14 protein-coding genes are annotated in these 20,235 nt (G+C 66.1%); 7 read left to right on the forward strand and 7 right to left on the reverse strand.

Features of this window, described 5'->3' with window-relative positions:
- Positions 1–2: 2 nt before the first annotated feature.
- From ahcY to rhlE2, 4 genes are all read left to right on the forward strand, one after another.
- Positions 3–1,412: an adenosylhomocysteinase gene (gene ahcY / locus AC25MA_RS03875; protein ID WP_028688336.1), complete on the forward strand. Its 1,410-nt coding sequence runs from the start codon at positions 3–5 to the stop codon at positions 1,410–1,412.
- A 139-nt stretch (positions 1,413–1,551) separates the two neighbouring features.
- Positions 1,552–2,397, forward strand: a complete 846-nt coding sequence (gene metF, locus AC25MA_RS03880) for a methylenetetrahydrofolate reductase [NAD(P)H] (protein ID WP_028688337.1) — start codon at positions 1,552–1,554, stop codon at positions 2,395–2,397.
- Positions 2,398–2,513: 116 nt separating this feature from the next.
- Entirely contained in the window at positions 2,514–3,296 is a 783-nt protein-coding gene (locus AC25MA_RS03885; RefSeq protein ID WP_486971796.1) for a substrate-binding periplasmic protein, read from the forward strand.
- Between the two features lie 222 nt (positions 3,297–3,518).
- Complete coding sequence (gene rhlE2 / locus AC25MA_RS03890) at positions 3,519–5,414, forward strand: RNA helicase RhlE2 (RefSeq protein ID WP_197866592.1); 1,896 nt, start codon at positions 3,519–3,521, stop codon at positions 5,412–5,414.
- Positions 5,415–5,498: 84 nt separating this feature from the next.
- On the opposite strand, the gene AC25MA_RS03895 is transcribed toward rhlE2, so the two are convergent.
- From AC25MA_RS03895 to AC25MA_RS03905, 3 genes are all read right to left on the reverse strand, one after another.
- Positions 5,499–6,077: a YceI family protein gene (locus AC25MA_RS03895; protein ID WP_486971797.1), complete on the reverse strand. Its 579-nt coding sequence runs from the start codon at positions 6,075–6,077 to the stop codon at positions 5,499–5,501.
- A 34-nt stretch (positions 6,078–6,111) separates the two neighbouring features.
- Positions 6,112–6,663, reverse strand: a complete 552-nt coding sequence (locus tag AC25MA_RS03900) for a cytochrome b (protein WP_069016035.1) — start codon at positions 6,661–6,663, stop codon at positions 6,112–6,114.
- A 193-nt stretch (positions 6,664–6,856) separates the two neighbouring features.
- Entirely contained in the window at positions 6,857–8,692 is a 1,836-nt protein-coding gene (locus AC25MA_RS03905; protein ID WP_028688343.1) for a flavin monoamine oxidase family protein, read from the reverse strand.
- Between the two features lie 205 nt (positions 8,693–8,897).
- Here AC25MA_RS03905 and AC25MA_RS03910 point away from each other — a divergent pair, with 205 nt between their 5' ends.
- The 3 genes from AC25MA_RS03910 to AC25MA_RS03920 all read left to right on the forward strand — a co-directional run bounded on the left by AC25MA_RS03910 (position 8,898) and on the right by AC25MA_RS03920 (position 11,703).
- On the forward strand, positions 8,898–9,329 hold the full coding sequence (locus tag AC25MA_RS03910) for a hypothetical protein (protein ID WP_486971798.1): 432 nt from the start codon (positions 8,898–8,900) through the stop codon (positions 9,327–9,329).
- A 73-nt stretch (positions 9,330–9,402) separates the two neighbouring features.
- Positions 9,403–10,809 carry an adenosylmethionine--8-amino-7-oxononanoate transaminase gene (locus AC25MA_RS03915; RefSeq protein WP_028688345.1) on the forward strand — a complete coding sequence of 469 codons (1,407 nt, stop codon included), beginning with the start codon at positions 9,403–9,405 and terminating at the stop codon, positions 10,807–10,809.
- Positions 10,810–10,983: 174 nt separating this feature from the next.
- The gene (locus AC25MA_RS03920) at positions 10,984–11,703 is read left to right on the forward strand and encodes a 16S rRNA (uracil(1498)-N(3))-methyltransferase (RefSeq protein WP_486971799.1); all 720 of its coding nucleotides are present in this window, start codon (positions 10,984–10,986) and stop codon (positions 11,701–11,703) included.
- Here the strand turns inward: AC25MA_RS03920 and trhA are convergent.
- The 4 genes from trhA to AC25MA_RS03940 all read right to left on the reverse strand — a co-directional run bounded on the left by trhA (position 11,700) and on the right by AC25MA_RS03940 (position 20,172).
- Complete coding sequence (gene trhA, locus AC25MA_RS03925) at positions 11,700–12,317, reverse strand: PAQR family membrane homeostasis protein TrhA (RefSeq protein ID WP_028688347.1); 618 nt, start codon at positions 12,315–12,317, stop codon at positions 11,700–11,702. The genes AC25MA_RS03920 and trhA overlap by 4 nt on opposite strands.
- Positions 12,318–12,387: 70 nt before the next feature.
- Positions 12,388–12,861 (reverse strand): chemotaxis protein CheW, encoded by a 474-nt coding sequence (locus AC25MA_RS03930; RefSeq protein WP_028688348.1) that lies wholly within the window; start codon positions 12,859–12,861, stop codon positions 12,388–12,390.
- Positions 12,854–18,151 carry a hybrid sensor histidine kinase/response regulator gene (locus AC25MA_RS03935; RefSeq protein ID WP_486971800.1) on the reverse strand — a complete coding sequence of 1,766 codons (5,298 nt, stop codon included), beginning with the start codon at positions 18,149–18,151 and terminating at the stop codon, positions 12,854–12,856. The genes AC25MA_RS03930 and AC25MA_RS03935 overlap by 8 nt, the downstream gene beginning before the upstream one ends.
- Positions 18,148–20,172 carry a methyl-accepting chemotaxis protein gene (locus AC25MA_RS03940; protein WP_486970727.1) on the reverse strand — a complete coding sequence of 675 codons (2,025 nt, stop codon included), beginning with the start codon at positions 20,170–20,172 and terminating at the stop codon, positions 18,148–18,150. The genes AC25MA_RS03935 and AC25MA_RS03940 overlap by 4 nt, the downstream gene beginning before the upstream one ends.
- Positions 20,173–20,235 lie beyond the last annotated feature (63 nt).

A 20,235-nucleotide genomic window follows, 5' to 3' on the forward strand; every position in this document is an offset into this window, starting at 1 on the left:
CAATGAGCGCTGTAAACACGCCTGCTGGTTTTTCCGACTTCAAGGTCGCCGACATCTCCCTGGCCGACTGGGGCCGCAAGGAAGTCATCATCGCCGAATCGGAAATGCCGGCACTGATGGGCCTGCGCCGCAAGTACCAAGCCGAGCAACCGCTCAAGGGCGCGAAGATCATCGGCTGCATCCACATGACCATCCAGACCGCCGTGCTGATCGAGACCCTGGTCGCCCTGGGCGCTGAAGTACGCTGGTCGTCGTGCAACATCTTCTCCACCCAGGACCAGGCCGCCGCCGCCATCGCCGCCGCCGGCATCCCGGTGTTCGCCTGGAAAGGTGAAACCGAGCAAGAGTACGAGTGGTGCATCGAGCAGACCATCCTGAAAGACGGCCAGCCATGGGACGCCAACATGGTCCTGGACGACGGCGGTGACCTGACCGAAATCCTGCACAAGAAATACCCGGCCATGCTGGACAAGATCCACGGCGTGACGGAAGAGACCACCACCGGCGTGCACCGCCTGCTCGACATGCTGGCCAAGGGCGAGCTGAAAGTCCCGGCGATCAACGTCAACGACTCGGTCACCAAGAGCAAGAACGACAACAAGTACGGCTGCCGTCACAGCCTGAACGACGCCATCAAACGCGGTACCGACCACCTGCTGTCGGGCAAGCAGGCCCTGGTGATCGGCTACGGCGACGTGGGCAAGGGTTCGGCCCAGTCCCTGCGCCAGGAAGGCATGATCGTCAAGGTCACCGAAGTCGACCCGATCTGCGCCATGCAGGCCTGCATGGACGGCTTCGAAGTGGTCTCGCCGTTCAAGGACGGTATCAACACCGGTACCGAAGCCGGCATCAACAAAGACCTGCTGGGCCGCATCGACCTGATCGTCACCACCACCGGTAACGTCAACGTCTGCGACGCCAACATGCTCAAGGCCCTGAAGAAGCGTGCCGTGGTCTGCAACATCGGCCACTTCGACAACGAGATCGACACCGCCTTCATGCGCAAGAACTGGGCGTGGGAAGAGGTCAAGCCGCAGGTGCACAAGATCCACCGCACCGGCGCTGGCGTATTCGACCCGCAGAACGACGACTACCTGATCCTGCTGGCCGAAGGACGCCTGGTGAACCTGGGCAACGCCACCGGCCACCCAAGCCGCATCATGGATGGCTCGTTCGCCAACCAGGTGCTGGCGCAGATCTTCCTGTTCGAGCAGAAGTTCGCCGAACTGCCAGCCGCCAAGAAGGCCGAGCGCCTGACCGTGGAAGTGCTGCCGAAGAAGCTGGACGAAGAAGTGGCCCTGGAAATGGTCCGCGGCTTCGGCGGCGTGGTCACCCAGTTGACCCCACAGCAGGCCGAGTACATCGGTGTGACCGTCGAAGGTCCGTTCAAGCCGGACGCCTACCGCTACTAAGCAGCGGCGCCAGCGCCGGGCTATCGCCCTGGCGCTGGCTGGCAACGCGTCGTACCGATGTCCGAGCCAGGCCGGCCCCAACCGTCCTGGCTTTTATTTGCAGGTAGCCGCCCCGGGCGCGCCACCGAAGGAACGAGAGATGTCACAAGAACGCCGCTACAGTTTCGAGTTCTTCCCAACCAAGACCGACGCCGGCCACGAGAAGCTGATGGGCGTCGCCCGCCAGTTGGCCAGCTACAACCCGGACTTCTTCTCCTGCACCTACGGTGCCGGTGGCTCGACCCGCGACCGCACGCTGAACACCGTGCTGCAGCTGGAAAGCGAAGTGAAGGTCCCCGCCGCCCCGCACCTGTCCTGCGTGGGTGACAGCAAGGACGACCTGCGCGCCCTGCTCGCCGAGTACCAGACCGCCGGCATCAGGCGCATTGTCGCCCTGCGCGGCGACCTGCCATCCGGCATGGGCATGGCCAGTGGCGAGCTGCGCTACGCCAGCGACCTGGTCGAGTTCATTCGCCAGGAAAGCGGCGACCACTTCCACCTGGAAGTGGCCGCGTATCCAGAGATGCACCCACAGGCGCGTAACTTCGAGGCAGACCTTGCCAACTTCGTGCACAAGGTCAAGGCCGGCGCCGACAGCGCCATCACCCAGTACTTCTTCAACGCCGACAGCTACTTCTACTTCGTCGAGCGCGCACAGAAGCTGGGCGTGGACATCCCGGTGGTGCCCGGCATCATGCCAATCACCAACTACAGCAAGCTGGCACGCTTCTCCGACGCTTGCGGCGCCGAGATCCCGCGCTGGATCCGCAAGCAGCTGGAAGCCTATGCCGACGACACCGCCAGCATCCAGGCCTTCGGCGAGGAAGTGATCACCCGCATGTGCGAACAACTGCTGCAAGGCGGCGCACCGGGCTTGCACTTCTACACCCTCAACCAGGCCGAGCCGAGCCTGGCGATCTGGAACAACCTGAAGCTGCCACGCTGATGGTCGTGGGCAAGGCTTTGGCGCAGGTCAAAGCCTTGTTCATTCGCGCTTGTGCCGCAGGCCACCGCGACCGGTGTTCACTGGCCTTGTCCGGGTTCGCAGCGTACTCTCCCGCCATGCGCACGCTCATCCTCCCTCTCCTGCTGTTGCTGCTCGCTGGCCTGAGCCCGTTGGCCCACGCCGAACGCCTGCGCATCGTCAGCGACGACTGGGCGCCCTACCTCTACCAGGAAAACGGTCAGCCCAAAGGCATCGACTACGAGGTTACCGAAGAGGTATTCAAGCGCCTGGGCGTCGAGGTGCAATGGCAGTTCCTGCCCTGGCGGCGCTGCCTGGCCATGGTCGAGCAAGGCCAGGCGGACGCGGTAATGGACATTTTCCGCGTCGACTCGCGCCAGGGTTACCTGGTCTACCCGGACGAACCCATGTCAGAGGTCGAGTTCGTCCTTTACCAGGCCCGCTCGCGCCCCCATCCGGTCAAACGCCTAGAAGACCTGGCCGGGCTGACCGTGGGCACCTCGCCGGGCTATGTCTACGACGGCGACTTCGCTGAATCGCCGCTGTTCCGCCGGGAGCCGGCGCCCAGCCACCAAGCCAACTTTGGCAAGCTGGCGCTCGGGCGCATAGACCTGCTGGTGACCGACCGCAAGGTGGGTCGCTATGTCAGCCGCCAGCTTGGCCTGGAGCAGACCGTCGAGGCGCTGCCCCTGGTGATCAGCCGCCGCCTGCAGTACCTGGGGCTGGCCCGCAAGCCAGGGCGCGAGCATCTGGTACAGGCGTTCAGCGAAGAACTGCGACGCTTCAAGCAGGAGCCGGCCTATGCGGCGATCAACGCCCGCTACCTGGGCAATCAGGACTTTCCTTTCGCCGTTGAGCAGCAGGAACGCAGCACACCCTGATTGCTCTGTTATACTCGAGCCTTCCCGCCAGGCTCACGCCCGGACGCTCGGCCTCGCAACAGGCATCTCGACCCGCAGCAGCGCACCTTGCGCGCCGCCTGCTGGCATCCAGGATGCGCCGTGAACGCCCAGCTGGACCGGACGCGATCGCATCCTTCCGATGCCCGTCGCGCCAGGCAGTACACCCCATCGGGCCCAGCCCCCACGAGAACAGGATTGCCCATGTCCTTTGCTTCCCTCGGTCTCTCCGAGGCTCTTGTCCGCGCTATCGAGGCAGCGGGCTACACCCAGCCCACTCCGGTGCAACAGCGGGCCATTCCCGCCGTGTTGCAAGGTCGCGACCTGATGGTCGCCGCCCAGACAGGTACTGGTAAAACCGGCGGCTTCGCGCTCCCCATCCTCGAGCGCCTGTTCCCGGGTGGCCACCCCGACAAATCGCAACGCCACGGCCCGCGCCAACCGCGCGTGCTGGTGCTGACCCCGACCCGCGAGCTGGCCGCCCAGGTGCATGACAGCTTCAAGGTCTATGCCCGCGACCTGAACTTCATCAGCGCCTGCATCTTCGGCGGCGTCGGCATGAACCCGCAGGTCCAGGCCATGGCCAAGGGCGTCGACGTCCTGGTCGCCTGCCCGGGCCGCCTGCTCGACCTGGCCGGCCAGGGCAGCGTCGACCTCTCGCGGGTCGAGATCCTGGTGCTGGACGAAGCCGACCGCATGCTCGACATGGGCTTCATCCACGACGTCAAGAAAGTGCTGGCGCGCCTGCCGGCCAAGCGCCAGAACCTGCTGTTCTCGGCGACCTTCTCCAAGGACATCACCGACCTCGCCGACAAGCTGCTGCACAACCCCGAGCGCATCGAGGTCACGCCGCCAAACACCACCGTCGAGCGTATCGAGCAGCGTGTCTACCGCCTGCCGGCCAGCCACAAGCGCGCCCTGCTGGCGCACCTGATCACCCTGGGTGCCTGGGAGCAGGTACTGGTGTTCACCCGTACCAAGCACGGCGCCAACCGCCTGGCCGAGTACCTCGAGAAGCACGGCCTGACTGCCGCGGCGATCCACGGCAACAAGAGCCAGAACGCCCGCACCAAGGCCCTGGCCGACTTCAAGGCCAACACCGTGCGCGTGCTGGTCGCCACCGACATCGCCGCCCGCGGCCTGGACATCGACCAGTTGCCCCACGTGGTCAACTTCGAGCTGCCCAACGTCGAGGAAGACTACGTTCACCGCATCGGCCGTACCGGCCGTGCCGGTCGCTCGGGCGAGGCCATCTCGATGGTCGCCCCAGACGAAGAGAAGCTGCTCAAGAGTATCGAGCGCGTCACCAAGCAGAAGATCCCGGACGGCGACCTGATGGGCTTCGACGCCTCCCAGGTCGAGGCCGAGAAGCCGGAAGTCCGCGAGCGCCAGCAGAACACTGGTCGCGGTGGCCGCAACCAGCAACCTCGCGGCGAAGGCGGCAAGGAAGGCAGTGGCGGACGCAAGGACAAGGGCAAGGACAAAGGCCGCAACAAACCTGCGGGCGAGAAGCAGGCCGACAAGGAAAAGACTGGCGACAAGCAGCAGCAAGGCCAGCAGCAGCGCAAGCCGCGTGACAAGAAGCCACGCCAGCAGCAGGTCGCACAGGGCCAGAAGGCCATCCCCTCGGTCCCCGCCGATCGTGACCCGGAAGAGTTTCTGGACGACGATGTGGATAACTTCGGCAACCGCGCCGACTACGTCAGCCCTTACCAGAACGCCAAGAATCAAGGCCGCAACCGTCGCCCAGGTGGCAATGGCGGACAAGGCCAGGGCCAACGCAGTGGTGGTGGCCAGGCTCAAGGTCAAGGCCGTGGTAATGGCCAACAGCGCCAAGGCCAAGGCTCGGGTGAAAAACGCCCGCGCAACGGTGGTGGCAGCAATGGCGGCGCTCGTCGTGACAACAACGGTGGCCGTAACCGCCGTGACGAATCGGCTCGCCAGGAACCCGCCGTGCGCAACCCACGCGAGTCTCAGAGCGCGCCGGTGATCATTCGCAAGGAATCCAAGCTAGACCGTTACCCGACGCCCGAGCAACTGGACGACTTGCCGAGCCGCCCACGGGGTGAGCGTCCGGCGCTGCTGACTCGCAAGGGTTAAGAACGCAATCGCGGGCCTGTCCCGTGCGGAACCCAAACAAAAACGCCGCCCAATGGGCGGCGTTTTTGTTTCCAGCGTAGCGAACTACTTCTGCTTCACACCTTCGACACTGATATCCAGGTCCAGGGTCTGGGAGGTCGGGCCTGGGCCTTTGATCCCGAACTCGTTCAGGTTCAGCGTAGTGGTGGCGTTGAAGCCAGCGCGCTCGCCACCCCATGGGTCCTTGCCTTCACCGTTGAACACAGCCTTGAAGGTGACCGGCTTGGTCACGCCGTGCAAGGTCAGGTCGCCGGTGACGTCAGCGGTCTTCTCACCGGTCGGCTTGACACTGGTGGAGACGAACTTGGCCTGAGGGTACTTCTTCACATCAAGGAAGTCGGCACTGGCAATGTGCTTGTCACGCTCGGCGTGGTTCGACCACAGGCTGGCGGTCTTCAGGTCGACGCTGATCTTGCTGGCCTCGGGCTTGGCGCTGTCCCAGGTGAAGTTGCCGTCGAAGTCCTTGAAGGTGCCGTGGATGAAGCTGTAGCCCAGGTGGCTGATCTTCCAGTCAACGAACGCGTGCTGGCCTTCCTTGTCGATCTTGTATTCGGCGGCCATGGCCTGGCCGGCGGAGATCAGGGCGGTACCGAGCGCCAGAGCGGCAAAAGTCTTTTTCAACATCCTTACTTCCTTCCTTTGCAATTGAGGTTGAGAGTCAAGCTTTGCGGCCCAGCATGCGAGTCAGGGTCGCGTCACGGTCGATGAAATGGTGCTTGAGTGCCGCCAGGGCATGCAGCACCGCGAAAATCACCAGGCCCCAGGCCAGCCAGAGATGGATCACCCCGGCGGTGTCGGCCTGGTCAGGCAGGTCGCTGATCAGCGCCGGCACCTCGAACAGGCCGAACACCGGAATGCCGACACCGTCGGCGGTGGAAATCAGGTAGCCGGCGACCATCACCGCGAACAGGCCCAGGTACAGCGCCAGGTGGCCCAGCTTGGCGGCCAGGCGGGTGACCTTGCCATGGTTGGCCGGCGCCGGCGGTGGCGGGCTGATGAAACGCCAGAGCACACGCAGCAGCATGGCGGCCAGCAGTACCAGGCCGATGCTCTTGTGCAGGTCGGGGCCGGTCTTGCGCCATGGGCTGTAGTAGTCGAGGCCGACCATCCACAGGCCCAGGCCGAACAGGCCGAAGACCGCCAGCGCCACGCCCCAGTGCAGGACGATGCTGACCAGGCCATAGCGGGAAGATGAGTTGCGCAGTTGCATGTTGGCGTATTCCCCGTGAAAGCTGCGCACAAGACTAGCGCTTAACGCATCGAATAAAAGCGTAAAAAATTGCTTCGGATTATCTAAAAACCCGATATTTAGTCTGCAAGCTTCCTATTAAGGAAACATTAACGGTAGTCGTTTGAATGTGCCGACGCCATCACGGGAGCCCGCGATGGCGTCAATAGCGAGATCAGCCGGCCTTGGCCTGGCCGTTGACCACCGGCTTCTTGGCCGGTTCCGACTTGGCGGTAGCCTTCTTCACCGGCGCCGGCTTGGTACCGGGCTTGTGTGCCTGCTTGGCCGCAGGCTTGGCTGGAGCAGGCTTGGTGGCGGCAGGTTTAACCGCTTCCTCCTTGGCCACAGGTGCCGGGGCGACCGGGGCCGGTGCAGGCGCCGGGGCGATCTCCTCGGCCTTGGCGATCGGCGCGGCCTTCGCCTCTGGCTTGTCAGCACCGCCAAACAGACGCGAGAAGAAGCCAGGCTTGTCCTGCTTGGCCTCTTCGACCTTCACAGGCTCCGCCTTGGCCGGAGCCTTGTCGGAGCCGCCACCGAACAGGTTGGAGAAGAACCCGCCCTTATCCTTTGCCGCCACGGCACCCGCTGCTCCAGCCGCGGCTGCGGCGGCAACCGGTGCGGCCTTGGCCGGGTCGAAGGACTTGCCTGCCGCCAGGTCCTGGACCTGGCTCGCAGCGCGCTGGCCGCTGCGCAGGGCACCTTCGAGGGTACCAGGGTAGAGTGCGTCGGTATGCTCGCCGGCAAAGGCGATACGCTGGACCGGACGCTCCCACAGACGCCAGTACTTGCTGATTTGTCCTGGGCCGTAGGCCAGGTAAGCGCCTCCCATGCCGGCATCGGTGCTGTAACGACGTACTTCGTAGCCGGTGAAGGCGCCACGGGCCTGCGGGTAGAAGGCGTGCAGACGGATCAGCACCTGGTCGACCATCTGCTTGTCACCGAAGGCCTGCAGCAGACGAGCGTTGTCGCCGGACAGGTTGATCACCACGTTGGCGCCGCCCTTGAGCGCAGGTTCGATCCACAACATGCCCAGGCCGGTGTTGGAGAAGATCTCGCCGGACATGCGCGCACGGCTTTCCCACACCGGGTTCTTGAACTTGAGCATCAACTGGTCGCGCCAGCCGTAGTTGGTGCCCTTCAGCGCGGCCAGGTGCTGGTTGTCCAGGCCCGGGGTCATCTGGATCTTGGCCAGGGCCCGCAGCGGCACGGCCATGACCAGATAATCGGCCTGGTAGCCCACGGCGCCGACCTTCACCGTCACCCCGTCCTTGTCCTGGACGATGGCGGTAACCGGCGAGCTGGTCTTGATGGTCTTGAGCTGCTTGACGAAGGCCTGGGCCAGCACCGGGCTGCCGCCCGGCAGGCGCGCGGCGCGCAGGTCGCGGTCGCTGACGTTGCGGTAGACGCGGCTCTGCTGGGCGAAGTACAGCAGCGACAAGCGCGACGGCTCGTCATAACGGCTACGGATCTGCTGGTTGACCAGCTGACGTGCGGTCGCCGGCAACTGCAGCTTGTCCAGCCAGGTGGAAACGTTCATCTGGTCGAGGGCGAACAGGGTGCTGTTGGCCGCCGGATTCAGCGGGTCCTCGATGGAGCGGGCCAAGTCGTCGAGGGTCTTCTCGTAGCGCTTGAGGGCCTCGGCAGTGGCCGGTTGCTTGGCCACCAGATCGGTTGCGCTGAAGTACTCGCCGTCGATCAGGTAGCCCGGGGTTCGCACGAATTCCGGCGCCGGCAACGTGCCGACCTTGAACCGCTCCAGATACTGGTTGAGCACCGGCTGGGTCTTGCTGTTGCCAATCCACTCGCTGGTGGCCAGCCCCGAACGCCCACCCATGCCAGATTTGGCTTCCAGCAGGGTGACCTGCCAGCCCTTGGCCTGCAATTCATAGGCCGCGGTCAGGCCTGCCAGGCCACCACCGACGACGATCGCCGTCTTGTCCTTGGCCAGCGCGGCACCGCTGGACACCCCGATCAATACCAACGCGCACAGGCGCACCCAAGCAGCAGCCATGATGGCGAACTCCGGTTAGAGAAGCGATAGAAGATACGGGGAGGAACGCCCCGGGAGAGATGCGTTAAGAATACGTCACCTCTGCCCACCCTGCCACCGCAGTGACATCAAGTGCTTTTTGCAACTGGTATTTTTGTCAGTAGCTGACTGTCGCAAGGGTAGGCAGTCTTGGTTAGCACACCCGAACCAGGCCGGAGAAACAACGGTGATCTACACGGAAGACTTTGCCAGGTGGCAGCCTTCAGCGCCGATGCCGGAAATCACCTGGCGCACGCCCTCGGGCCTGAACATCGTCTCCAATGGCATCGCCTACAGCTCGCGCTACAAGACCGACGAAGGACGTAGCGGCACGGAACTGATTGTCCTGGGCCAATCCGATGTCGAGATCATCTTCGGCCAGACGGTCGATTGCCTGCTGCTCGAGGTGGAGATCAGTACCCTAGGCAGCGCCGTCTCAACCGCCTACTGGCTGACCCTGCGCGACCATGACTACACCGAGTTCATGCCCGGTCCCGGCGCGCTCGGAGCCTTCTGGCACGATGTGCCCGGCCCCTTGGAGCGCCTGGTCCTCTCCACCCTGCCGCTGTGCACCGTGCACGTGCGCCAACTGGAGTGGCGCCCGGCCTGGCGTCATTGAGCGGTTGTCCTGCCCCCCGGCATTGCTTAGGCTTACGCGGTCAAACCGAGCCGTAACGCCAGGAGAAGTGCCCATGGGCCTCAATGATCAGTGGATGCAACGCGACCTCAAGGTCCTGTGGCACCCCTGCACCCAGATGAAAGACCACGAGCAGCTGCCGCTGATTCCGATCCGCCGTGGCGAGGGCGTGTGGCTCGAGGACTTCGAGGGCAAGCGCTACCTGGACGCGGTCAGCTCCTGGTGGGTCAATGTGTTCGGCCATGCCAACCCGCGCATCAACCAGCGCATCAAGGACCAGGTCGACCAGCTCGAGCACGTGATCCTGGCCGGCTTCAGCCACCAGCCGGCGATTGAGCTGTCCGAGCGGTTGGTAGCCATGACGCCGTCTGGCCTGGAGCGGGTGTTCTACGCCGACAATGGTTCGTCGTGCATCGAAGTGGCGCTGAAGATGAGCTACCACTACTGGCAGAACATCGGCAAACCGCAGAAAAAGCGCTTCGTCACCCTGACCAACAGCTACCACGGCGAGACCATCGCGGCGATGTCGGTGGGCGACGTGCCGCTGTTCACCGAGACCTACAAGGCCCTGCTGCTGGACACCATCAAGGTGCCCAGCCCGGACTGCTACCTGCGCCCCGAAGGCATGGGCTGGGAGGAGCACTCACGGAACATGTTCGCGGCCATGGAGCAGACCTTGGCCGAACATCACGCCAGCATCGCCGCGGTGATCGTCGAGCCGCTGATCCAGGGCGCCGGCGGCATGCGCATGTACCACCCGGTGTACCTCAAGCTGCTGCGCGAGGCCTGCGACCGCTACGACGTGCACCTGATCCACGACGAGATCGCCGTGGGCTTCGGCCGCACCGGCACGATGTTCGCCTGCGAACAGGCCGGCATCCGCCCGGACTTCCTGTGCCTGTCCAAGGCCCTGACCGGCGGCTACCTGCCCCTGGCCGCCTGCCTGACCACCGACAAGGTGTACCAGGCCTTCTATGACGACTACCCGACCCTGCGCGCGTTCCTCCACTCGCACAGCTACACCGGCAACCCGCTGGCCTGCGCCGCGGCCCTGGCGACCCTGGACATCTTCGCGCAAGACAACGTGATCGAGGCCAACAAGGCCCTGTCGGCGCGCATGGCCAGCGCCACCGCGCACCTGGCCGACCACGCCCATGTCGCCGAGATTCGTCAGACCGGCATGGCCCTGGCCATCGAGATGGTCCGGGACAAGGCCGGCAAGACCGCCTACCCCTGGCAGGAGCGTCGCGGCCTGAAGGTCTTCGAGCATGCCCTGACACGTGGCGCGCTGTTGCGCCCGCTGGGCAGCGTGGTGTACTTCCTGCCGCCCTACGTGATCACCCCGGAGCAGATCGACTTCCTGGCCGAAGTGGCCAGCGAAGGGATCGACATCGCCACCCGTGATAGCGTCAGCGTGGCGGTGCCGGCCGACTTCCACCCCGATTTCCGCGATCCGGGCTAGGCCCCAACACCTCCGTCCCCCTGTAGGAGCGGCCTTGCGTCGCGATAGGGCTGCGCAGCAGCCCCAGGCTTTCAGCTTCGCAGCAGAAATTTCCGGGGTCGCTTTGCGGCCCTATCGCGACGCAAGGCCGCTCCTACAGAGGACGATGCCCCCACTCAGATTCCGAGTAGAACCATGAGACTCTCCCGCTTCTTCATCGACGCCCCGCTTGGCCTTGGCGAGCACGAGCTCCCCGAAGCCCAGGCCCACTACATCGGCCGTGTCCTGCGCATGGCCGCCGGCGACGCCGTGCAGCTGTTCGACGGCAGCAGCCAGGAATACCTTGGCCAACTGCTCGAGGTAGGCAAGAAAAGCGTGCGCGTCAGCCTCGGCCAAGCCGTCCCCGGCCAGGCCGACTCGCCGCTGCGCATTCACCTCGGCCAGGGCCTGTCCCGCGGCGAGCGCATGGACTGGGCGATTCAAAAGGCCACCGAACTGGGCGTAAACGAAATCACCCCGATCGTCAGCGAACGCTGCGAAGTGCGTCTGAAGGATGAGCGCGCCGACAAGCGCCTGGCCCACTGGCGCCAAGTGGCGATCAGCGCCAGCGAGCAGTGCGGTCGCTCGACCCTGCCGGTCATCCACCCGCCGGTTACCCTGGCCGAATGGCTCAAGGACACCGAGGCCGACCTCAAGCTGGTGCTGCACCCGGTGGCCGAAGCGCTGACCCGTCACGAAAAACCTGCAAAGCTGGCCTTCCTGATCGGCCCGGAAGGCGGCCTGAGCGATGCGGAGGTCGAACAGGCCAAGGTCAGCGGCTACCACGCCGCTCGCCTCGGCCCACGGGTGCTGCGTACCGAGACAGCGCCGGTGGTGGCTTTGTCGGTAGCGCAGCAGTTGTGGGGCGATTTCTAAGACACGTAGAAGAACACCGCGACGAAGTGCATCAGGCTGCCGGCGATAACGAACAGGTGCCAGATGCCATGCCAGTGGCGGAACCGGCTGTCGAAGGCGAAGAAGATGATGCCGACGGTGTAGAACACGCCGCCGGCCGCCAGCCAGGCGAAGCCGGCACCGCCCAGGCTGTGCAGCAGCGGCTTGACCGCCACCAGCACGATCCAGCCCATCAGCGCGTAGATGATGATCGACAGGATCCGTGCCTCCGAACGCGGCTTGATCTCCTGCAGCATGCCGACCAGCGCCAGCCCCCAGACCACCCCGAACAAGCTCCAGCCCCACGGCCCGCGCAAGCTGACCAGGCAAAAGGGCGTGTAGCTTCCGGCAATCAGCAGGTAGATCGACAAGTGGTCGAGCTTGCGCATGATCCGCTTCGCTCGTCCGCGGGTGCTGTGGTAGAGGGTGGAAATGCTGTAGAGCAGCAGCAGGGTAAAGCCATAGATGGAGAAACTGACGATCTTCCACGGATCGCCCTGCAGGCCGGCCACGACGATCAGCCAGACTGCGCCAATACAGGCCAGCACCGCACCGACCAGGTGGGTCCAGGCGTTGAAACGTTCACCGTAGTACATGCAAGCACAGACCTCGCTACGCCGTTCGGGTTCCTGAAACCCCTATCACGGGGCAAGCCCAGACACCATCCTAGCCAGCGGCAGGTTGCAGTTGCGCGTCACGCACCAATCTTTCCAGCCCCGCCAGGTCCGGCACCCGCGCCACCTGCTCGCCCACCTGCACCGCCGCCAACTCCAACCCCGCCAACGGCACGTCGACATAGTTCAGCTGGCTGTCGAGCTTGCACGAGCGCGGGATACCCTGCAGCAGCAACGCCAGGTAGCGCAGCCCGGTATCTCCCAGGGCGTTGAGCACCATCACCCGCGCCCGCTCGCCGCAAGGGGTCTGCCCGCCGCAAGCCGCCTCGAAGCCGATCAGCGGCAGCCGTTGCTGGCGCCAGTCGACCCAGCCCAGGTGCCAGGCCGGCTCCCCTGGCTCACAAGCAATGACACGGTGTCCGATCAGCTCAGCCACCGCCACGTTTGGCAACACCAAGGTGCGGTCGCCCAGCGGCAGCAGCAACCCGGTCAGGCTGCTGCGCTGGCCGGCAATATGTTCAAGCATGGGGTTGGCTCCAGTGGGCGATGCTCTGCAGCAGCACCGATTCCTGGTACGGCTTGCCGAGGTATTCATTGACGCCAATGGCCATGGCCCGATCGCGGTGCTTCTGGCCAGTACGCGAGGTGATCATGATGATCGGCAGCTGGCTCAGGCGCTCATCGCGACGGATCCGCGTGGCCACTTCGAAGCCGTCCATGCGCGGCATCTCGATATCCAGCAACAGCACATCCGGACGGTGCTCCTCGAGCAGCGCCATGGCATCGACGCCGTCCTTGGCCGTCAGCACGCTCATGCCGTGACGCTCGAGCAGGCGGCTGGTGACCTTGCGCACGGTCACCGAGTCGTCCACCACCATCACCAGCAATGGCCGCCGGGGCACCGGGCCAGTGAGCGCATGCGCCGCCTCGGCCACGCCCGGCAGGCGCGCCAGACGCCGTTGCTGTCCGCGCAACTGGCCGAGCAGGTCGAGAATCAGCACCACCCGCCCGTCCCCCAGCAGGGTGGCGCCGGACAGCCCCGGCACTGCGGCGAACTGCGGGCCGAGGCTCTTGACCACGATCTCGCGGCTGGGCGACAGGCTGTCGACCTGGATGGCGAACGACTGCTCATGGGAATGGGTCAGCAGTACCGGCAGCGGCACGCTCTGGCCCAGCAGGCCGGGCTGGCCGCCGCCCTGCAGCAGGTCACCGAGGTAGCGCAGCGCGTAGTCGTGGCCCGCGTAGCTGTAGCGCGGCGGGTCGAGCCGGTAACAGGCCTCCAGCTCCGCCGGTGGCACGCGCACGATGCCCTCGATGGTGTTCAGCGGAATGGCATACTGTTCCTCGTCCACGTGCACCATCAGCGCCCGGTTCACCGACACCGTGAACGGCAGGCGAATCAGGAAACGCGCGCCCTTGCCGGGACTGGACTCGATGCTCATCGAACCGCCCAGTTGCTTGACCTCCTCATGGACCACATCCATGCCCAGGCCGCGGCCAGAGATCTGAGTGATCTTCTCGGCCGTGGAGAACCCGGGACGCAGGATGAACTGCAGGATCTCGTGGTCGCTCAGGCGCGCCTGCGGATCAAGCAGGCCACGCTTGATGGCCTTGTTGCGTACCGCCTCCAGCGGCACCCCGGCGCCGTCGTCGCTCATCTCGATGACGATGTCGGCGCCTTCGTGCAGCAGGTTCAGGTGAATGGTGCCCTGCTCCGGCTTGCCGGCGGCCAGGCGTGCCTCGCGGGCCTCCAGGCCATGGTCGACGGCGTTGCGCAGCATGTGCTCCAAGGGCGCCACCATGCGCTCGAGCACGCTGCGGTCAAGCTCGCCCTCGGCGTTGCCGACCACCAGCTCGACCTGCTTGCCCAGCTCGCTGGCCACCTGCCGTACCACCCGCTGCAAACGGGGTACCAGCCGCTCGAAAGGCACCATCAGGGTAGCGGTCAGGCCCTCCTGCAGCTGGCTGTTGACCCGCGCCTGCTGCTGCAGGAGGCTGTAGGCCTCCTGGGCCCTCTGCAGCAGGGTCTCCTTGAGGTCGAGCAGGTCCGAGGTGGATTCGAACAGCGCCCGCGACAATTGCTGCAGCTGGGAATGGCGGTCCATCTCCAGGGGGTCGAAATCGTCATAGGTGTCACCCTCGAACTGGTGACGGCTGGAAATCCGTCCCTGGGTCTCGATGTCCAGGCGCAGCAGCTGGTCGCGCATGCGCTCCAGCGTGGTTTCCATCTCGTTGAGGGCGAACTGCGCATCGTTGACCTGCTGCTCGATACGCCCACGAATGACCGAGTGCTCACCGGCCAGGTTGCCCAGGTCGTCGAGCAGTTCGGCATCGACCTTGACCATATCGCCCGCCCGCTCGGGGGCTACGGCCGGGATTTCGGCGGGGGCCGGCTCGACCTGGGCCTGGCCGGCCACGCTGTCGGTCAGGGCGGCGCTGGAGAAGTTGCGGATGTAGTCGATCAGCGCCGTGGCCGCATGCAGCGGCTCGCCCAGGCGCGCCGCGTCGAGCATGTGCGCCAGGCGGTCATGGCAATTCTGCAGCAGGCTGAACAGGGCCGGCGTCGACGGCAGGCGCCCGGCGGCGAGCAGTTCGTAGAGGAATTCCAACTCATGGGCGAGGTCGCCGATGGCGGCGATCTCGACCATGCGCGCGCCGCCCTTGAGCGTGTGCAGGTCGCGCAGCAGGTTCTCCACCTCGACCGTGTTGCGCGGGTCGACCTGCCAGCGCGCCAGGGACTCGGCCGCGCTCTCGAGGATATCGGAGCTCTCTTCGAGGAAAACCTCCAGCAGCTCCTTGTCGCCCTCGGTTTCTTCGTTGTCCTCCTGCGGCTCGGAGGCGACGGGAGGCGGGGCGCTGTGGCGGAACTCGCGCAACTCGCCCAGCAACGCCACCGCCGACAGCGGTGGCTGGCCCTCGCGCAGGCTGCGCAACATTTCGGCCAGGGCGTCATGGCTGCGCCGGAGCAGCTTGAACAGCGCCGGGCCGGCACCTAGCCGACGGTCCACCAGGCCTTCATAGAGCAGCGCCAGTTCCTGGGCCAGCACCTCGACGGCGCCGATCGCCGCCATCTGCGCCCCGCCCTTGAGGGTGAGCACATCGTGCTGCAGCGCCGACAGCGGCGACAGGCTGTCCGGATCGGACTTCCATTGCCGCAAGGCCTGGTCGGCACCGTCGAGGATATCCCCGGCTTCTTCGAGGAACAGCTCGACCACCGCGGGGTCCGGCAACTCGCCTGGCGCTGTCAGCGCTGTCACGCCGTTCGCCCCGACCAGCCCCAGGGCGGCAGGATCGAGGGCATCGTCGAGCAGGCCATGCAGGGCTGCCAGGCATTCAGGCCGTGGGTTCGGGTCCTGGCCGGCGGCAATCTCGTCGAACAGGTCGAGCAGCGCTTCGTGGGCTTGCCGGGCGACAGCGAAGAAGCGTGGCGTGACCGCCAGGCTGCCCTCCTCAACCGCGCCATACAGGTCCAGCAGCCCTTCGCAGACCTCATCGACCTGCCACAGCTCGGCCTGGTGCGCGCCATGACCGAGGGTGGTCATTTCCTCGAGCAGCAGGTGCAGCTCGTGGTGCTGCGCAGGATCGCCCTGCCAGTTGGCAAGCCGCGCCTCGGCATCGAGCAGGATGTCCATGCCCATGGTCAGGAAGGTGGCCGTCAGTTGCGGGTCGCGTCGGGCCCGCCGCGGCGGGTGCGGTTCGGCCTGGAGCTGGGCCAGCCGGGCGTCTACCGTCTGCCCGACCTGCTCGATAAGCCCGGCGGCCCCGGGGATGGGCGCCAACGGCGTGCTGCCCAGCTGGGCCAGGCCCAGGTGGAACAGCGCACGCGCCGCCTCCAGCAGTTCGATCTCGGCCACGCGCAGGGGTAGCTGGTGCCCCTTGTATTCGCGCACCAGGCGGTCGAGGGCGGTGGCCAGCTCCGCCACCGGCATCACGCCGGCCATGGCGGCGCTGCCCTTGAGGGTGTGCAGGGCGCGTTGCAGGCTGTCACTGACCGCGCTGCCCCGCCCATCGACCGCCTGCAGGAAGCCATCAAGGCCGGCCAGGTGGCCCTGGGCTTCGTTGCGGAAAATTTCCAGCAACTGCGGGTCGAGACCATCGATGCTGGCGCTGGCCGGCGCGTCGTTGAGCGCCAGCGCGTGCAGGTGCCCGGCCAGCTGTTCGATCTCGGCCGTGGGCGGCAGTTGGCTGGCGGCGAAGTCGGCCAGCAGGTCGGGCAGGCGCACGAACACCTGCTGCAGGGCCACCAGGCCTTCGGCGCTGAGCACGATGCGCCCTTCCAGCACCCGATTGAGCAGGTGCTCGGCGCCCCAGGCCAGCTCGGCCACGGCTTCGGCATGGACCATCCGCCCGCTGCCCTTGAGCGTGTGCAGTGCCCGGCGCACCTCGATCAACGCCTCGCGCAGACCATTGTCGGCGCGCCAGCGCAGCCATTGGCGCTCGATCTCCGGCAGCAGCTCGCCAGCCTCTTCGAGGAACACCTCGCGCAATTCATCGTCGATACCGTCCAGCGCCTGCTCGCCGCCGGCGGCTGCCGTGTCGCGCGCACACTGCACGCCCAGCGCGGCCAGGCTGGCGTGGGCCATGTCGATGAAGCGCTGGGCGTCGGCCAGCGGATCGGCCACCCGCCATTGCAACCAGGCTTCGCCGGCACTCAGGGCATCTGCCAGATGCGCCAGTTCGTCCGCTTGCGGCTCATCCTCCAGGTGCACCAGCCAGCCCTGCACATAGCCCGCGCAACCGGCGAACACCTCGGCGGCCGCCGGCAGCATCAGCATCGCCAGCGCCCCGCGCACCTGCTGCAGCAAGCCGGGCAGGGCCTGCAGGCGCTGGCGCGACCAGTCGGACTCCAGGCAATCGCCGATCAGGTCCTTGGCCTGCTGCAGCACGTTGAGCGACTCGTTGAGCACCAACTGGCGGATTTCGGCCAGGTCCGAGCCGGGCAAACTGCCGGGGGTGGTTTCCTCCAACGGTCCGACCATGCCGTTGAGGGTGGCCTCGACATACAGCAGTGCCCCGGCGACATCCATCAGCAGCGCTTCATCCACGGCGCCGTCCTTTTCGACCAGTGCCTGCAGCGCCAGCACCTGGTCGATGATCACCCGCCGCGGCTGCTGGAAGCCCAGCACCGCCAGGGTGTCGGCCACATGCCGCAAGGGCGGCAGCAGCGACTCCAGTGGCTCGCTGGGCGAGCGCTCGCCGCCGACGAAGGGGTCGAGGCGGTCCTTGATGCGCATCAGGTCGTCGCAAAGTGCCATCACCACCGAGCGCAGCGCATCGCGCCCCGGGCCGGCCTGCATGTGCTCGCGCCAGCTGCCGAGGGACAGGTCGAGGTTGGCCAAGTCCGCCGCCCCGGCCAGCCGTTGCCCCAGGTCGCCCAGCAAGCTGCCCTGGGCCAAGGGCTCGGCACCACGGCAGACCCGCAACTGGTTGAGCAGCGGCATGACCACCAGCGGCAGGTCGTGGCGCGCGCCGCGCAGGCGGTCCAGGTACGGCGGCAATTGCTCGAGCCCGCGGAACAGCGCCCCCAGGCAATCGCCGCGTGGGCTCACCTGACCGTCGGCCATGGCCCGCCCGAGCAGCTCCAGTTCCTCGGCCAGGCGCATCGCGCCCGGTAGCGCGAGCATGTGCAGGCAGCCGTGGACCTGGTGCAGGTTGTCGACGAAGAACGCCAGCATCGACAGGTCGCCCGGTTCCGCCGAGAAGCGCTCCAGGGCCTGGCGCGCCTGGCCCAGGCAATCGAGGATCGGCGCCTTGGTCCAGGCCAGGGCCACCGTGTCGTGGCGCTCGCCGGACGGGTTCAGGTGCGCCTCGCTCACGAGCGCTCCACCGGCTTGGGCAGGGTGAAGCCGGACACCGAGCGGCGCATCTCGCTGGCCATGCGCGCCAGGTGGCGGATACTGTCAGCGGTGGCGCCGGAGCCGGCGGAGGTCTGTGCGGTGATCTGCTGGATCACCGCCATGGTGTGGGAAATCTGCCCTGCCGAGGAGGTCTGCAACTGGGCGGCGTCGGAAATGCTGTGGATAAGTTCGGCCATGGTCTGCGACACACCCTCGATTTCCGCCAGGGCCACCCCGGCATCCTGGGCCAGGCGCGCGCCACGCACCACTTCGGCGGTGGTCTGCTCCATGGAGATCACCGCCTCGTTGGTATCGGCCTGAATGGTGCGCACCAATGCCTCGATCTGCCGCGTCGCCGAAGAGGAGCGCTCGGCCAGGCGTTGCACTTCATCGGCCACCACGGCAAAGCCGCGACCAGCCTCGCCAGCCAGCGAGGCCTGGATCGCCGCGTTGAGGGCGAGGATGTTGGTCTGGTCGGCAATATCGTCGATCAGGCTTACGATGTCGCCGATCTCTTGGGAGGACTCGCCCAGACGCTTGATCCGCTTGGCGGTGTCCTGGATCTGCTCGCGGATGTTGTCCATGCCGTGGATGGTGTTGTGCACCACCTCGTTGCCCTTGTTGGCGATTGCCACCGAGCGCTCGGCCACCTTGGCCGACTCGTAGGCGTGGGCCGAGACGCGGTCGATTGACTCGACCATGTCGCCCACCGCCTCGGAGGCCTCGCTGATCTGCTCGGCCTGGTGCTCGGAGGCCTTGGCCAGCTGGCGGGCGGTGTTCTGGGTGTCCTGCACGGCGGCGGCGACCTGCTCGGCGCTGTGGTTGATGGTGGCCACCAGGTCGCGCAGCTGGTCGACCGAGTAGTTGATCGAGTCGGCGATGGCGCCGGTGAAGTCCTCGGTGACCGATACGGTGACGGTCAGGTCGCCGTCGGCCAGCTCCTCGATCTCGTCGAGCAGGCGCATGATCGCCTGCTGGTTGCGTTCGTTCTTCTCGGCGGTCTCGCGCAGCTGGCGGTGGGTGGCGCGCACCATCACCAGGCCGATAAGGATGATCGAAGCCAGCGCCAGCAGGCCGAGCACGTAGCCGCCGACGGTGTCCAGGGTGCGCCCGCCGGCCAGGTTCTCGAAACCGTTGGCCAGGTGCGAGGCCTCGTCGAGCAGGGTCTGCGACAGGCTGAAGATGTTTCCGGCGGCCTCACGTACCCGGAACAGCTCGGGTGATGTCTCGAGGATCTCATCCACCGAGCCCGAAACGAATTGGAACAGCTCGGCGATCTCGGCCAGCCGCGCCCGGGCGTCGGCGTCCTCGACCCGGGTGACCTGGATCGCCGGGTTGCCGGCGAGCATGCCTTCGAGCACCTGACCGAAGCGGCTGGCGTCGCGGCCGAAGGCATCGGCGGCCTGCACCGAGGTTTCGTCGCCGGCCAGCACGGTATTGACCGAGCCGAGAATGCGTTCGGCCAGCAGCAACTGGCGTTGGGCCACCGCCACCTGGTTGGCAGGCGCGCCGCTCTGCAGCAGGATCTCCACCACCTTCTCGTACTCGACCTGCAACTGCGGCACGGTCTCGGCCAGGGTGGCCGCGACCTGGTGCAGCGACAGCACGGTCTGTTCGCTGGCGAGGATGGTGTCGGTGTTCTTGCGCAGGTTCTCCCAGTCCTGGCGCACCGCGTCCATCTCGTCGCGCACCGTCACCGGCGCGGCTGGCAGGCCGGTGGTCTTGTCGCCCTCGCGCAGGTAGCCCCAGCGCCGCTCGAAGTCGTTGCGCGCGTCGCTGAGCAGCTTGAACGCCAGCGCCTTGCCCGCCGCCGCCTCGGTGGCGTTCTTGGCAATGCGCTGGGACAGCACGCGCAGCTCGCCGGCATGGCCAATGTACTGCTTGTCGTGGTTGGCCTGGGTGTTGAGGTAAGCGAAGTTGGCGAACAGCAGGACGATCGACAGGATCAGCACCACGAACAGCACGGTAATCTGCGCGGTACTGCGCGGGCGCTGGGCCAGGGCGGCTGGCGAGACGCCTGCGGTGGCTACGGAAGGTCCTGGCTTGTTCACGTCGAAAATCCT

The organism is Pseudomonas sp. P65(2024) (assembly GCF_057480955.1).